Raw genomic sequence first — 15304 nt, 5'->3', positions numbered from 1 at the left:
GTTTATTCCCCGAGTGCCGTGAGACAGGCGTCGAATGTGCTCAGCAACTGGTCGGCGTGGGACGTCGAGAACGGTAGTGGTGGGCGGATCTTCAGGATGTTGTCGAACTGGCCGACACGGCTGATCAGCACTCCGCGTTCCTTCATGTCGTTCACCACGCGCTTTGCGATCTGGCCGGCAGGCGTTTTCGCCTCGCGGTCGGTCACGAGTTCGATCGCGAAGAACAGGCCCTGGCCGCGCACGTCGCCAATCAGTGGGTGGCGCGCCTGCAGCGCGCGCATGCCGTCGGCCAGATGCTGGCCGGTCGCGCGCGCGTTGCCCGGCAGGCCTTCCTCCGCGATGACATCGAGTACCGCGAGCGCGGCCGCGCAGGACACCGGATTGGCGCCGAAGGTGTTGAAGTACATCACCTCGTCGCGAAAGGCTTCGATCAGCGCGCCGCGCGCGACTACGCCCGCGACCGGATGACCGTTGCCCATCGGCTTGCCGAGCGTCACGATGTCCGGCACGACGCCCGCGAGCTGTTGTCCCCACATGTTTCCAGTGCGGCCGAAGCCGGCCTGCACTTCGTCGAAGATCAGTAAGCCGCCGGCTTCGCGCACGAGTTGCGCGACGCGCGGCCAGTAGCCCACCGGCACGGTCGGCAAGCCCTCGTTTGCGAAGATCGGGCACGCAAGCATGCCGGCGAAGCCAGCGCCCTCATCCTTGAGCGAGGCGATCGCCTCGCGGATTTCATCGAGGTGCGCATCGATCAATGTTTCGCCGGATAGGCCGTTGAGCGGCCGATAGCAGTCGGGGAAGGTCACGGCGCGCACCTCCGGACTGCGTGAGCGGCCACCGGAAAACAGCGTCGACAGCGCGCTGACCGCGGTAGTGTTGCCGTGATAGGTCAGGTTCGTGCAGAGGATGCCGCGTCCGCCGCTGTGCTGGCGTGCGAGTTGCAGCGCCACGTCGTTGGCCTCGCTGCCGGTGCAGGTCAGGACCGCCATGTCGAGCGAGCCATCGAACGTAGCGGTCAGGCGCTCCACATAGTCGAGTACGGTTTCGTGCAGGTAGCGGCTGTGCACGTTCAGGCGTGCGGCCTGGCTCGCGATCGCATTGACCACGCGCGGATGACAATGGCCGACCACCGGCACATTGTTGTAGGCATCGAGGTAGGCGCGGCCGTGCGCGTCATATATCCAGACGCCTTCGGCTCGTACAATGTGCAGCGGCGTGTCGTAGAACAGTGGGGCGGCTTTACCTAGCAGACGGTGGCGGCGCGCGAGCAGCGCGGCTTCTGGAGTTGCCGACAGATCGGTCTTGATCGCTTCTTGCATGCTTGCCTCGAAGTGCGTTGAAAGCGCCGGCGGGCCGCATGCGGCGACGGCCTGGCGCGAACGGCCAGCATAGGTATTCCGGCCGTCAGGTGTTATCCGAAATTGGCAAATCCCGACAGCGGGAGAGCACCTTCCAGATGCGCCGCCCGCAGAAGAATGTTTCAGGGAATCGAGATCGACAATGAGCCGATTGTGTGACGTGCCTGACAGCCAATCTTTCGTGCGCTCGATGCGTCATGCCGAGCCGTTTTCGAGTTCGGCCGCGTTTGACGGATGGGATCTGGCGTACACGCAATTGTCGAGCGGGCAGTTCCGCTGCGATTCCCAGGAGGTTCGCTTCGGCGGGGTGCAGATCTATACCGAGGCGAGCAATGCGACGATGCATCAGACGGGCGCCGCCTGGGAGAACGCCTACACGTTCATCGTGCCGTGCGAGATGCGCGAAGCTGGGCGCGTGAACGGGGTCGCGTGGCACACGGCGATCGTTGCGTTCCGGGGCGAGCACGAATTCAATGCGCGGGTGCCGCCGATGAACCTGCTGGCGGTCAGCATTTCGCAAACGCTGGTCGAGTCATGCTGGGGTGAAGCGGAGGCCTCGGGTATCGCCCGGCGGCTGAGACTTGGCCTGCATCTGGCCGGCACGGTGGACCAGGTCGAACACGCGGCGCGCGATCTGGTCGACGTCATGAATACCTGTGTCGCGCAGCCGGACATGTTGAATTCGGCGGATGCACGGGTTGCCACGACCCATGCGTTGCTCGACGTGCTGATGCCGTTCGTCGCCGATGAGCATGCCTCGCAGATGATGGTCTGTGGTCCTCATAATCGCACCCGGCTCGTGCGGCAGGCGAGAGAATTCGCGCTTGCTAGTATCGACGCGTCGCTGCGAATCGTCGACCTATGTCGTGCGCTCGGCGTGTCGCGCCGGGCACTGCAATACTGCTTCGAACAGGAACTTGGAGTCAGTCCGGTTACCTATCTGCGTCTGCTCCGCCTGAATGGCGCGCGGCGCGACCTGCTATACCCGGACGCATCCTTGCAGGTCAAGGATGTCGCGGCGCGATGGGGGTTCTGGCACTGGAGTCGTTTCAGTGCCGAATACCGGCACATGTACGGGGAACTCCCATCGCAGACTTTGCAGGCGTCGAGGCAAGGATAGGGGCGGCAGGTCCGACCGGCGAGGTCGGGTCTGCGCGGCCCCTTGCGAGGCGCGCTCGCGTTGTGCTCAAAGTCAGAACTTATCCCACCCGTCATTCGCATCTGCTGTCGCAGTAGCGAGCCCGGTCGTAAGCACAGCAACCGGTGCAACGGCCGCAGCCCGCACAACGCGCTTAGGCGCAGCAGCAGTCGCCGCCACCTCGCGCCGCGGCGCCTCCCGCCGGGCAGGCGCAGCCGCTACCGTAGGCGCGGCATCCTTCACCTGAAAAAACGCCACGGCTTCATTCAACTGTTGCCCCTGATCTTCCATCGACCGCGAAGCCGCTGCGGCCTCTTCCACCAAAGCCGCATTCTGTTGCGTGACGTTGTCCATCTGGGTAATCGCAACATTGACCTGCTCGATCCCACGGCTTTGTTCAATCGATGCCGCCGCGATCTCCGACATGATGTCGGTCACTCGCGCGACCGCCTGAGTCACGTCGGCCATCGTCTTACCCGCCTCGCCGGCAAGCGCCGAGCCATCGCGGATCTTTTGCACGGAGTTGGCGATCAGGTCCTTGATCTCCTTTGCCGCGCTCGATGAACGTTGAGCCAGGCTTCTGACTTCGCTTGCGACCACCGCGAAACCCCGCCCTTGTTCGCCCGCCCGCGCGGCTTCAACGGCCGCGTTCAAGGCGAGGATGTTCGTCTGGAACGCAATGCCTTCGATGATGCCCGTGATGTCCGCGATCTTGGTCGAACTGTCGCTGATGTCATGCATCGTGCTCACGACCTGACCGACGACCTCGCTACCCTTTTGCGCCACCGACGAAGCGTTCGCAGCCAGCGTGCTGCCTTGCTGCGCGTTGTCGGCGTTCTGCTTAACCGTGGAGGTGAGTTCTTCCATGCTGGAAGCGGTTTCCTGCAACGAAGCAGCCTGCTGCTCAGTGCGCTGGCTGAGGTCCATATTGCCCGCTGCGATCTGACGTGCCGCGCCGGCAATGCTGGTGCTGCTGTCGCGCACCCGTCCGACGATCGCCGTCAGCCGTTCGTTCATCTCGCGCAGGGCGCCCAGCAGTTTGCTGGTTTCGTCGCTGCCGTCGACCGTGATGCGCGTGCGCAGATCGCCTTCCGACACGGTGCGCGCGACGTCGATCGCAAAACGCAGTGGTCCCGTCACCGCGCGCGTGATCACCACGCACGCGGTGACGGCGAGCGCCAACGCGATAAGGCAGATCGCGATCAGCAGATTGCGCTGGTTTTCATAGTGCGCCGTGTACTCGTTGACCAGTTGTTCCTGGCGTGAGCGTGTGTAGTCGGCATACGCATTGGTCGCACGAATCAGCGCGGCGAGTAGCGGCCGGCATTGATCGTCCATCTTGACGATCGCCTCGTCGCGCTTGTTGGTGAGCGCCGAATTGACGATGTCGAGGGCAACCGGACCATAGACCGCCTCGACCCGATTGATTTCTGCGACGAGGCTGCGTGCTTTCTCCGACGTATCGGTCGCGTTCGCGATCATGTCGTTGAGCTTTTTCAGGTCGGCTTGCACGTCTTCGTGCGCGCGCGTCACGTCGGCTTTCTCTACTTCGAGGTCCTGAGGTTTGGTCACGAGGACGAGATTGCGCGCTGCGATCGCCCGGCGGTCGACTGCGGTTCGAACCTGCACCGCCATGTCGGCGCGTGCATTGATGCCGTGTACATAGTTGGAAAACCCATCGGTCGAATCGCTCAGCGCCTTCAAGGACAGGCCGGAAACCACGACGACAATGAGAGACAGCATGCCGAAACCGATAATCAGTTTGGTCTTGATGGTGAGGTGCTTAAGTGTCACGATTTTTTTCTCCAATAACGAAACGTTAAAGCGTTCGCAATGGACTCTCAGGTCCGGGCATGGGAGCGTCTATCTGGCTGCCGGTCATCGGCAGCCCCGCGCGGTTTACCCTTCGTGCCTTCCATAAGACGCGTCGCTGAAGCGCATCGAACGTCAGGCAATAAACGGGTATCCCATTTACCGGTTATCGGATCGGATTCTCACGGACTTAAGGAATAACGAGTATTTCTCTACTAAGCTTGCACGCGATGCGCGGAGAACGCATCATTTTCTGTTTTTTGAATAGTTTTAGGCATGTAATGAAAACTTTTTCTTACATTTGTGTTTCATTTTCCGGCGTGTGCCGGCGCTCGTGACCTGCTGACGCGCCTCGAACAAAAAATGGCTTGAATAAGTGGGCATCCATAGGCGTGGTCAACGTGACACGCGCGGCGCTCCCGGTACTGCGGAAACAGCGAGCTGGCCACGTGATCCAGATTTCGTCGGTCGGTGGCCGTGTCGGGATCGCGGGATTGAGCGCGTATCAGGCTGCAAAGTGGGCGGTCGGCGGGTTCACCGAGGTGATCAGCCGGGAGCTCGCGCCGTTCGGTGTCCACGTCACCGCGCTTGAGCCGGGCGGCATGAAAACAGACTGGGGCACAGAGGCGAGCGGCGCGACACCGGCGTTGCTGCCCGATTATGTGCCGTCGGTCGGCGCCATCGCGGATATGCTATCCCAGTACGTCGGCCATGAAACCGGCGACCCCGCGAAGGTTGCGCAAGTGGTGCTGAAGCTCGCGTATCACGATTCATTGCCGGCGCATCTCTTGCTGGGCAGTGACGCGCTGCATTACGCCGGCGAAGGCGACAAGGCGCGCGCTGCGAGCGCCGAGGCGTGGCAGGCGGTCAGTGTTGCCACCGATTTCTCCGCGCCAACGCCGCTGCCGGCTTTTCCGGGCGCATCGGTGAAAGCCTAAGAACGCATCCAGGCAAACGGGCAACAGGCAATCGGCAAGACTCACCAACGCGCGCTGGCCGGGCGCGACTATGGAGCATGCATCATGAAGGTTCTGATATTCGGCGCGACCGGCATGGTCGGGCAAGGCGTATTGCGCGAATGCCTGCGCGCGCCCGATGTCGAGGCGGTCCAGACGGTCGGCCGCACGCGCACTGGCCAGCTCGATCCACGGCTCGTCGAGCTGATCCTGCCGGATCTGATGGACTACCGCGCGGCGGAGCCTTCGCTGAAGGGCTTCGACGCGTGCTTTTTCTGCTTGGGCGTCTCATCCGCAGGCATGCAGGAGGCCGACTATGCGCGCCTCACCTATGACCTGACGCTGTCGGCTGCGCAGACACTCGCCAGTCTCAATCCCCAGATGACCTTCGTCTACGTGTCCGGCGCGAGTACCGACAGCACAGAACGTGGCCGCAGCATGTGGGCGCGGGTCAAGGGCAAGACCGAGAACGCGCTGCAACGGTTGCCGTTCAAGGCGGTCTACCTGTTTCGTCCCGGCGTGATCGAGCCGCTGAACGGCGCTCGTTCGAAGACCCGTGCGTACCGGCTGTTCTACACGGTGGCCAAGCCTTTCCTGTCGACCCTGCGCGCGCTATTCCCGAACCACATTCTGAGTACCGAAGACATCGGCAATGCGATGCTGGCGGTCGCGCGCCATGGCGCCCCCAAAGCGGTGCTCGAGGTCGCCGATATCCGTGCGCTCAGCCGCACCGCATCCGGCCCGGCGCTTGACCTGCACGTCGGCTGAGCGTCTGGGCGGGCGTGACGCCGGCGCTCAGTCTCGGTTTTTGCCGGGCACGCGTGCGGGCGCACCCTCTGCGCCTCGTACCGCTCTGAGAACAGGATGCCAGCACCAGCGCCTGCGCGCTTGAGGCGTGCCATCGTCGAAGTTTTCGCCTGAGCCGCCAAAAACCTGTCTTTTTCAGCATTTAACGCGCCTCAGCGTCTGGTACGCTACCGGTTCACGGGCTGCGCCTTCCGGGTGCGCCCCACTTCTTCACGCGCGTAGGTCCGCGCACGCTCGAATCAGAACCTCATGGTGACGCGCCGACCGAACATCGTGATTGCGATCAGCATCGTGCTGGCCAGCGTGATCCTCGCGATCGCGGTATGGGTATTGGCGCAGATGCGCGATGACGCCCTGCGGCGCGCGCAGGATTCCGTCTTCAACGTCTCGCTGCTGGTCGAACGCGACGTGTCGCGCAATCTCGAGATCTACGATCTGTCGCTTCGGGCGGTCATCGACGGCCTGAAACAACCCGGCGTGCTGGACCTGCCGGCGGCAATCCGCCAGATGGTGCTGTTCGACGGCTCCTCCAACGCGAAAGACCTGGGTTCGATTTTGGTCCTCGACCCAGCCGGCAACATCGTGTTCGATTCACAAGCATCGCCTCCGCGCCGAATCAACCTCGCCGACCGTGATTACTTCAAGGTTCAGCGCGACTCGCCCAATGTCGGCCTGTATGTCAGCCGTCCGTTCATGCCCAAGGTGACCGGCAAGGACGTGAGCATTGCGTTGAGCCGGCGCATATCGCGACCGGACGGCAGCTTCGGCGGCGTGGTGGTCGGCACGATGCGACTCACTTATTTCCGGCACCTGTTTGCCGGCATGAATCTCGGCGCGGGTGGTTCGATGGCGCTGATGCTGAGTGACGGGACGATGCTGATGCGGCGTCCCTACGATCCGAAGGTCATTGGTATCAATCTGACCGGCACCGCGAACTATTCGCGCTTTACCCAGCAGCCGAGCGGGGACTTCTTCGGCACGGCGGCGATCGACGGTGTCGAGCGCTGGTACGCGTTCCGCCATATCGATATGTATCCGCTGATTCTCGATGTCGCGCTCTCGACGCACGATATCTACGTGGAATGGCGGCGTCGCGCATGGATCATCGGCACCTTGATCGCGGCGCTCGACGTGGCGATCATTGCGCTCGCCATCCTGTTCTCGCAGCAACTGCGGCAGCGCCGCGCGGCCGAAGAAGAGTTGCGCGTGCTGGCACGCACCGACGGGCTGACTGGCCTGAACAATCGCCGCACCTTCGAGGAGCACGCGGAAGAGGAGTGGCGCCGCGCGCAACGCAACGGGTGGCCGTTGTCGATGTTGCTGATCGACGTCGACTCGTTCAAGGGCTTCAACGACCTATACGGCCATTCGGCCGGCGACGATGCGCTCACCGCTGTGGCGCGCTGCATCGGACAGAGCGTGCGGCGCCCGGGCGATACCGCGGCGCGCTACGGCGGCGAAGAGTTCGCGGTGCTGCTTCCCGATACCGACGAAGCCGGGGCGGCGACCATTGCCGAGAAAATTCGCGCCGCGGTTCAGGCGCTCGAGCTTCGCCATGTCGCGAGCTCACACCATGTGCTGACCGTCAGCATCGGCATTGCGTGCACCCGGAGTCAGGTATTCGCGACAAGCCGCGCACTCGTCAATGCGGCGGATGAGGCGCTCTACGAGGCCAAGGACGCGGGCCGCAACCGCGTGCTGTGTTATCCGGTGGCGGCGCGGGCGGATCGGCGGAGCGTCGCGGAGTCGCCGGCGCGATGAGGCAGAATAATTTCACCCGGGTAATATATTGCGTTTAATTTATACCCGGGTATAATTCGACAAATTCATCTTTCTGGAGTTTGTCATGGCCCCCCATCCTGCTACCTGCACCGCCTTCGAGGGTCACCGCCGTATCGCCTCGGGCCCCTTGTCCGAGGTGGCGCTCGCTGTCCGGGAGGTGCTGGCGCGCGGCGAACAGGCACCTGTACTGATTTTCGACGACGTCACGAGTCGTCCGGTCGAGTTTGATTTGCGCGGCACGCCTGAAGAGATTCTGACGCGGCTGGCAAGCGAGACGCCCGATGAGCAACCCGTATCAACTGCTGACGCCGGGCAAGATGACAGCCCGCGTGGCCGGGGCCGGCCCAAACTCGGTGTGGTGGCAAGAGAGGTCACGCTATTGCCGCGTCATTGGGATTGGCTCAACGGGCAATCGGGAGGCGCTTCGGTTGCGCTGCGCAAACTGGTCGAAGCGGCGCGGCTTGCGGGCGAGGACAAAGACCGCAAACGCGCCGCGCAAGAAGCCGTGTATCGCTTCATGACCGCGCTCGCCGGCAATCTGCCTGATTATGAAGAGGCAACGCGCGCGCTTTACGCCGACGATCGGGCGCGGTTCGACGAGATCGTCGCGGCATGGCCAGAGGACGTGCGCGACCACACGCTGCGTCTTGCCGAAGGTGCGCTCGTCACACGTTCGTAGAGTCGACCGCGCATGGGCGAGTGCGCGGGCCAACGAAACGTATGGACAAAAAAAAGCCGCTCACGCCGGGGAGCGTGAGCGGTAAGTCGGAGAGTTACAACAACATCGCGTGCGCTCATGGGGGCGAACGCAGCAAACAAAGTCTAAGAGTTCGGCCCGTCCCCATATATCAGACAAATCCCAATCGCTGCGCCGACGCGCAAAGCCCGCTGATGAAGCAATCCGGCCCCATGCGCCGGGCATTGCTTACATTATCCTGTCCCGGTTATCACCATCATTTATTGCTTCAAGTCCCTGTCATAGCCGCCGTAAAAGAGGCTGGAGCGTCGGTACGTATCTGACAAATCGCGAAATGTTTCGCGGTCGTGCGGCGGCGCGAGCGTTCCCTCAGGACTTTTGAAGGATGGTGAGATGAAGTGGTTCGACCGCATGACCGTATTCAGGAAGCTGCTGTTGGCATTTGCCGTTGTGATCGGATTTTGCGTCGTGATCGGCGGGACTTCGCTGAAGACGCTGTCGTCGATGCATGACATCACCGACGCCATCTGCGACCAGCACATGAACGGCCTCTACTGGATGGAAGAGGCGAACCGCCACAAGATCGATTCCGATCTTGCCGCCGCAAATCTCGGCTACGCAGCCGACGACGCCGGCCGTCAAAAGTTGAAGGACAGCATCGTTGCGTCGCTCAAGGAGATGCACGGCGCCTACGACCAGTATCGCGCGACCATCGCGACCAGCAAGGGCCAGGAGATGTTCGACGCCGTGCTGGGCAAGTCGGCGGTGTGGGAGGGCATCGTGCATCAGCAGATCGGTCTCGAACCGATTCCGGCCGGCGTCGACAACAACGAACTCGTGCGCCGCGCGATTGCGTCGAGCGAGGCGCTGCGCGATCGCATCACGGCGCTGATCGAATATCGCCGTCAGCAAGCCACCGAAGCCCAGCAGGAGGCGAGCGCGGACTATCAGCACATGCGCATCGTGATGCTCGCGCTGGTGTTGGGCGCGATCGCGGTGGGCACGCTGCTCGCGACGGTGATTGCGCGGCGCCTCGCGCGTCAACTCGGCGGCGAACCGGATTACGCGATGCATATCGCCAACCGTATTGCCGATGGTGACCTGAGCGTGCGCGTCGAGACCCGTGCGGGCGACGCCGACAGCATGCTGTTCGCACTGCGCAACATGCGCGAGCGACTGGCGGGCATCGTGTCGGGCATCAGCGAGTCGAGCGAATCGATCCTGATGGCCTCGGGCGAGATCGCGCAGGGCAACACCGATCTGTCGCAACGCACCGAAGAGCAGGCCGCCGCATTGCAGGAAACCGCGTCAAGCATGCAGGAGTTGACCTCGACGGTGAAGATGAATGCCGAAAATGCGCAGCAGGCCGGCGGTGTCGCGCATGGCGCGTCCGAAGTGGCGGCGCGCGGCAGCAGCCTGGTTGGCGATGTGGTCGAGACGATGCGCGAGTTGGCGGCCGGCTCGAAGCGCATGACCGACATCATCGCAGTGATCGAAGGGATCGCGTTCCAGACCAACATTCTCGCGCTGAACGCCGCGGTGGAAGCGGCGCGCGCCGGTGAACAGGGCCGCGGCTTCGCGGTGGTCGCCGGCGAAGTGCGTTCACTGGCGCAGCGCAGCGCGGTGTCGGCCAAGGAGATCAAGGAGCTGATCGAGAGTTCGACGGCGCGCGTGGGCAGCGGCGCCGAACTGGCCGAGCGGGCCGGTCAGACGATGGCGGAAGTCACCCATGCGGTGAAACGCGTGACCGACATCATGGGCGAGATTTCGTCGGCGTCGCAGGAGCAGAGCACCGGCATCGAGGAAGTGAACCGCGCGGTCGCGCAGATGGACGACGTGACTCAGCAGAACGCGGCGCTGGTCGAGCAGGCGGCCGCCGCGGCGGCGTCGATGGCGGACCAGGCGAGGCAGTTGCAAGCGGCAGTCACGGTGTTCTCGCTGGACACGCGGCATGGCTGATCGAGGCGGTGACCGCTGAGGGCGTGGCTTTCATGTTATCCACCGCCCACGCCACGCCACGCCGTGCTCGCCACGCGCGGGCGTGGCGCTCTCGTTGTGCGCTTCAGCGCGGTTCTGAGCGCGCGCTTTGCTGCCCGCTTTATTTCCCGCTTTCCAGCCCATTTCGTCGCCCTTGCCAGGCCTGGTGGCTCTCCGTACACTCGCGCGTAATTCCCAGACGGCGCCGTCTCGCTGCGCCGTCCACTAAAACGCCGACAGAGGAGAACCCCCGCCATGGCCGATTCCTATTTCCCACGCTGGCGCGCCCAGCCGAGCGCTGCCGAGGGCCGCATTGTCGGCACTGACGAGCGGCTCGCCTGGCCGCAGATGTTTGCGATGGGCATTCAGCACGTCGTCGCGATGTTCGGTTCGACCGTGCTTGCGCCGTTGCTGATGGGTTTCGATCCGAACCTGTGCATTTTCATGTCGGGGATCGGCACGCTGTTGTTCTTCGTGCTGGTCGGTGGGCGCGTACCGAGTTATCTCGGCTCGAGCTTCGCGTTCATCGGCCTGGTGATCGCGGTGACGGGATATGGCGGGCACGGTCCGAACCTGAACATTCCGGTGGCGTTGGGCGGGATCATTGCGTGCGGGGTGGTGTACGCGATCATCGGCCTGATCGTCTCGGCGGTGGGCACCAAATGGATCGAAACGCTGATGCCGCCGGTCGTGACCGGAGCGATCGTCTGCGTGATCGGGCTGAATCTTGCGCCGATCGCGGTGCATGGTGTGAGCGGCAGCAACTTCGACTCGTGGATGGCGCTGGTAACGGTGCTGTGCGTCGGCGCGGTCGCGGTGTTTGCACGCGGCATGCTGCAGCGGTTGCTGATTCTGGTCGGCTTGCTGATGGCGTACGTAATTTACGCGATCGTCACGAATGGTCTTGGCATGGGTAAGCCGATCGACTTTGCGATTGTGGCGAACGCTGCGTGGTTTGGTATGCCGCACTTCACGGCGCCGGTTTTCAGCATGCAGGCGATGACCTTGCTCGCACCGATTGCGGTGATTCTTGTTGCTGAGAATCTTGGGCACATCAAGGCGGTGAGCGCGATGACGGGGCAGAATCTGGACCGCTACGTCGGCCGGGCATTTCTTGGCGATGGACTCGCAACGATCGTGTCCGGTTTCGCCGGTGGCACCGGTGTGACGACGTACGCCGAGAACATCGGTGTGATGGCCGTGACCAAGATCTATTCGACACTGGTATTTGTGATTGCAGCTGTGATTGCGCTGGTTCTGGGCTTTTCGCCGAAATTCGGCGCGGTGATCCAGACGATTCCCGGGCCAGTGCTGGGTGGGGTGTCGATCGTCGTGTTCGGGTTGATTGCCGTGACCGGCGCGCGGATCTGGGTCGTGAATAAGGTTGACTTCTCCGACAACCGGAATCTGATCGTTGCGGCGGTGACGCTCGTGCTGGGCGCAGGGGATTTTTCGTTGAAGCTTGGCGGATTTGGGCTTGGCGGGATCGGTACCGCGACCTTTGGGGCGATTATTCTTTATGCTCTCCTGAGGAGGAAGCCGGCCCAGGGGCCGGTGGCCTGATCGGTAGGGTTTTTGCTTTTGGCTGTGCTTTTTTGTTGTATGCGTACGGCGGTGGGCTTTGGTTTGTTTGCCTGCTCGGCGCTTGTTGTTCTGTATGCATGCGGCGATGGGCTTTGCCTGGTTTGTTTGCCTTCGCGGCGCTTTTTGGTTGTGCCTTTACGGTGCTGGCCTTTTCTTGATTTCTTATTGGTTTATTAGCGTCGCCCCTGTGCGGGGCGGCACTTACTTTCTTTGCCGCCGCAAAGAAAGATAAGCAAAGAAAGCGGCTCAAACCGCTAATTTTTAAGCGGGTCCCCCGCGCAGCCATGGTAGTGGTGCATCTGGAATCTGTGCCCTCGCACATTTGGCGTTAGTGACACAGCAGTCATACTTCCGGCGGCGCTACGCGCGCCGAAGCGCATTTCTTAAACCGGCGCTGCGCGCGCCGAACGGTACTTCTTAAAACCGCCCGCTGCGGTTTTGCTCTCGCATTTTGATCGGCACCACGGCCGCTTGCGGACCTCGCCTTCTAATTGCTTGGTTGCCTCGTCGAGGCGAAGCCGATGGCCCCCGCCGTGCGCGAACGAAGCCCCACGGTTTCCCATGCAGACCCGTCCGCGACGCACGCAGTGCGGAGTGGGAACTGATGAGCGCTTTGTCGCCAACGCCGAATGTGCGAGGACACGGATTCCAGATAGACCACTACCGCGACTGTGCGGGGGACCCGCTTAAGAATTAGCGGTTTGAGCCGCTTTCTTTGCTTATCTTTCTTTGCGGCGGCAAAGAAAGTAAGTGCCGCCCCGCACAGGGGCAACGCTAATAATCCAATATCAAATCAAGGAAAGGCCAACGCCGTAGGCAAACAGACACAGGGGCAACGCTAATAAACCAATAAGTAATCAAGGAAAGGCCAACACCGTGAGGGCACAGACAAAAAGCGCCGCGGAGGCCCCAGCCTGGGCAGGCAAAACCAAAACCGTTACATGCAAACCCGATATAGATATGTCCGATCAATATTTAACAACCGCATGTAGCGCTGCTACCTTAAACCCCTCGAACCGAGCAATGCATCCAGCCAAGAAAGCCACCGCCCCGCCGGGCAAAAAACACCATCCTGGGAGACACACCCCGTGTCCATCGAATTCATCGGCATGATCCAGACCCGCAAGGTGTCTGAAACCCACGCACCGCAAGGTGCCATCATCGACATCGACTACGTCGAGCAATTCGCCCGCGCACACGAAGCCGCCGGCTTCGACCGCATCCTCGTACCGCATCATTCGACGAGCCCCGACGCGCTCCTCACCGTCGCCCACGCGGCCAGCGTCACGAGCAAAGTGCACTTCATGCTCGCCCATCGTCCGGGCTTTGTCGCCCCCACGCTCGCCGCGCGCCAGTTGGCAACACTCGATCACTATTCCGGCGGACGTCTCGCCGTTCACATCATCTCGGGTGGCGACAACGCCGAACAACGCCGCGACGGCGATTACCTCTCGCATGACGAGCGCTATGCCCGCACCGACGAATACCTGCACATCCTGCGCCGCATCTGGACCGAAGCGAAACCCTTCGATCACCACGGTCAGTACTACCGCTTCGAACAAGGCTTCTCTGAAGTGAAGCCGGTGCAGCAACCCCATATCCCCGTGTACTTCGGCGGCGCGTCGGCGCCCGCGCTCGAAATCGCCGGATGTCATGCAGATGTCTACGCGCTATGGGGCGAATCGAAGGCGCAAGTGCGCGAACAGGTCACCCGTGTGCGAGCCGAAGCCGCAAAACACGGCCGCACCGTGCGCTTCTCGGTGTCGTTCCGGCCCATTCTTGCGGCGACCGAAGCGGCCGCCTGGGAACGCGCGGAATACATCCTCGAAGAAACACGGCGGCTGCGCGCGGCGCAAGGGCTCGGCGTCGGCGGTCCGGCGCAAAGCGAAGGCGCGCGGCGGTTGCTCGCGGCATCCGGTGAATCGGACCGCGTCGACGAAAGACTGTGGACCGGGGTCGCCAAGGAAATCGGCGGGCGCTCGAATTCGACCGCGTTGGTCGGCACGCCGGAACAGGTCGCCGAAACGCTCGCGGAGTATTACGCGCTCGGCGTCTCGACCTTCCTCGTGCGTGGCTTCGATCCGCTCGAAGACGCCATCGACTACGGCCGTGAACTGATTCCGGCCACCCGCGAACGGATCGCGCGCGTCGAGCGCGTGGCCGCCTGAACGGAGCCGCGATGACCGATCTGTCCGCCGCGTTGCAAGACGCCCCGACGCCGCAAAGTGCTCACCCGTTGCAAAGTACCGCCGCGTTGCAAAGTACCGCTGCGTTGCAAAGTACCGCTGCGTTGCAAAGTACCGCTGCGTTGCAAAGTACCGCCACGCCGCAAAGTACCGCTGCGCTGCAAAATACCCCGACGCCGCAAAGCGCCCCCACGCTGCCAAACACCCCAGATGCGTCGCCGCTCCAGCGTCATGCGCCACTCCGTAAATTCTGGTTCGACGACGTCCCGCCACGTGAAAGCATCGCGGCTGAACGGCGTTATCGGCAGGAACGGCTCGCCGTGGCATTTCGTCTGTTCGCGCGCTATGGTTTCGATCAGGGTCTCGCCGGGCATATCACCGCGCGCGATCCGGAGTGGCCCGATCACTTCTGGGTCAATCCGTTCGGCAAGCATTTCAGCCGCATTCGCGTGTCCGATCTGCTGCTCGTAAATGCGCATGGGGACATTGTGGTCGGCGAGGGACCGGTGAATCAGGCGGCCTTCGCGATTCACGCGGCAATTCACGAGGCGCGCCCCGATGTGGTCGCCGCCGCGCACACGCATTCGCTCTACGGCAAAGCCTGGTCGACGCTCGGCCGCACGCTCGATCCGCTGACGCAGGACTCGTGCGCGTTCTATCAGGACCACGCGTTGTTCGACGACTTCCGCGGCGTCGTGCTCGATACGGACGAAGGCGCGCGCATCGCCGCGGCGCTGGGCGAACGAAAGGCGGTGATCCTGAAGAATCACGGCATCCTCACGGCGGGTCCGAGCGTCGAGGCGGCGGCGTGGTGGTATATCGCGCTCGATAACGCCTGCCATGCGCAATTGCTTGCCGAAGCCGCCGGCACGCCACAAGCCATTCCGCACGACGTCGCCGCGCTCACACACGAGCAGGTCGGCCGTCCCGGCGGCGCGCTGTTTGCGTTCCAAAGCCTGCTGGAAGGGCTGGTCGAAGCCGAGCCTGACGTTCTTACCTGAGCGTCC

11 protein-coding genes are annotated in these 15304 nt (G+C 62.7%); 9 read left to right on the top strand and 2 right to left on the bottom strand.

What is annotated here, in order from left to right:
• Positions 1 to 2: 2 nt before the first annotated feature.
• Positions 3 to 1319: an aspartate aminotransferase family protein gene (locus tag GNZ12_RS06610; RefSeq protein WP_172309587.1), complete on the bottom strand. Its 1317-nt coding sequence runs from the start codon at positions 1317 to 1319 to the stop codon at positions 3 to 5.
• Between the two features lie 181 nt (positions 1320 to 1500).
• Between GNZ12_RS06610 and GNZ12_RS06605 the strand changes: the two genes are divergently transcribed.
• On the top strand, positions 1501 to 2478 hold the full coding sequence (locus tag GNZ12_RS06605) for a helix-turn-helix domain-containing protein (protein ID WP_172309586.1): 978 nt from the start codon (positions 1501 to 1503) through the stop codon (positions 2476 to 2478).
• 72 nt (positions 2479 to 2550) lie between these two features.
• On the opposite strand, the gene GNZ12_RS06600 is transcribed toward GNZ12_RS06605, so the two are convergent.
• Positions 2551 to 4239, bottom strand: coding sequence for a methyl-accepting chemotaxis protein (locus GNZ12_RS06600; protein WP_216673118.1), 1689 nt, complete (start codon positions 4237 to 4239; stop codon positions 2551 to 2553).
• Positions 4240 to 4700: 461 nt separating this feature from the next.
• Between GNZ12_RS06600 and GNZ12_RS06595 the strand changes: the two genes are divergently transcribed.
• The 8 genes from GNZ12_RS06595 (at position 4701) to GNZ12_RS06560 (ending at position 15298) form a co-directional block, all read left to right on the top strand.
• Positions 4701 to 5246, top strand: coding sequence for an SDR family NAD(P)-dependent oxidoreductase (locus tag GNZ12_RS06595; RefSeq protein ID WP_328805962.1), 546 nt, complete (start codon positions 4701 to 4703; stop codon positions 5244 to 5246).
• Positions 5247 to 5330: 84 nt separating this feature from the next.
• Complete coding sequence (locus GNZ12_RS06590; protein WP_172309584.1) at positions 5331 to 6032, top strand: NAD-dependent epimerase/dehydratase family protein; 702 nt, start codon at positions 5331 to 5333, stop codon at positions 6030 to 6032.
• Between the two features lie 288 nt (positions 6033 to 6320).
• The gene (locus tag GNZ12_RS06585; protein ID WP_172309583.1) at positions 6321 to 7832 is read left to right on the top strand and encodes a sensor domain-containing diguanylate cyclase; all 1512 of its coding nucleotides are present in this window, start codon (positions 6321 to 6323) and stop codon (positions 7830 to 7832) included.
• A gap of 85 nt (positions 7833 to 7917) precedes the next feature.
• Positions 7918 to 8532: a DUF2239 family protein gene (locus tag GNZ12_RS06580; RefSeq protein WP_172309582.1), complete on the top strand. Its 615-nt coding sequence runs from the start codon at positions 7918 to 7920 to the stop codon at positions 8530 to 8532.
• A gap of 411 nt (positions 8533 to 8943) precedes the next feature.
• Positions 8944 to 10509 (top strand): methyl-accepting chemotaxis protein, encoded by a 1566-nt coding sequence (locus GNZ12_RS06575; protein ID WP_172309581.1) that lies wholly within the window; start codon positions 8944 to 8946, stop codon positions 10507 to 10509.
• A 273-nt stretch (positions 10510 to 10782) separates the two neighbouring features.
• The gene (locus tag GNZ12_RS06570) at positions 10783 to 12090 is read left to right on the top strand and encodes a solute carrier family 23 protein (protein WP_074285670.1); all 1308 of its coding nucleotides are present in this window, start codon (positions 10783 to 10785) and stop codon (positions 12088 to 12090) included.
• 1109 nt (positions 12091 to 13199) lie between these two features.
• A complete protein-coding gene (locus GNZ12_RS06565; protein ID WP_172309580.1) occupies positions 13200 to 14279 on the top strand; it encodes an LLM class flavin-dependent oxidoreductase in 1080 nt (359 codons plus the stop codon).
• A gap of 11 nt (positions 14280 to 14290) precedes the next feature.
• Positions 14291 to 15298: a class II aldolase/adducin family protein gene (locus tag GNZ12_RS06560; protein ID WP_235993620.1), complete on the top strand. Its 1008-nt coding sequence runs from the start codon at positions 14291 to 14293 to the stop codon at positions 15296 to 15298.
• Positions 15299 to 15304: the final 6 nt, after the last annotated feature.

Source organism: Paraburkholderia solitsugae (assembly GCF_013177695.1).
GTDB lineage: Bacteria > Pseudomonadota > Gammaproteobacteria > Burkholderiales > Burkholderiaceae > Paraburkholderia > Paraburkholderia solitsugae.
This window is presented reverse-complemented; position numbering and strand designations above follow the sequence as displayed.